The organism is Dolomitihabitans soli (genome assembly GCF_022213955.1).
GTDB classification, from domain to species: domain Bacteria; phylum Actinomycetota; class Actinomycetes; order Streptosporangiales; family Streptosporangiaceae; genus Streptosporangium_A; species Streptosporangium_A soli.
The window spans coordinates 1-646 of record NZ_JAKNTW010000080.1; the positions used below are offsets into that span (position 1 = coordinate 1).

Sequence of the window (646 nt, forward strand, 5' to 3'; positions counted from 1 at the left end):
AGAAACGGGAGATCAGCTTGGCCAGCGTGGTCTTCCCGGCACCGGTGGCGCCGACCACGGCCACCGTCTGCCCCGCCGGGATCCGAAGGTCGAACGTCGGCAGGATCGGCACGTCCGGCACGTAGGAGAACTCCACGCCGTCGAACCGCACCGCGCCACGAGGCTGTTCGAGCGGCACCGGGTGCTTGGGCTCGGCCACCTCCGGCTCCTCCTCAAGCACACCGGACAGCTTCTCCAGCGCCGCTCCCGCCGACTGGAGCGTGTTGTAGAACTGGCTGATCTCCTGCATCGGCTCGTAGAACTGACGCAGGTAGAGCAGGAACGCGGCGAGCACACCGACCGTGACCTCCTTGTCGAAGGCCAGCCAGCCGCCGTAGAGGAGCACGGCGGCCACCGTGACGTTACCGATCAGCTTGATGCCCGGCATGAACACCGCGACGAGCCGCATGCTGCGCATGTTGGCCTCACGGTAGTTCTCGTTCAGCTCCTCGAAGATCTCCTGATTGCGCGGCTCCCTGCGGAACGCCTGCACCGCGCGGATCCCGGTCATCGACTCCACGAAATGGACGATCACCAGTGCGACGGTCTCCCTGGTACGGCGGTAGACGATGCTCGACTGCCGTCTGAACCACCGGGTGAACAGGAA

1 protein-coding gene is annotated in these 646 nt (G+C 65.6%); it reads right to left on the reverse strand.

The window, feature by feature from the left end; all coding sequences use genetic code 11:
* On the reverse strand, nt 1-646 hold a 646-nt coding region (locus tag MBA17_RS49055; protein ID WP_238505837.1), incomplete at both ends, for an ABC transporter transmembrane domain-containing protein.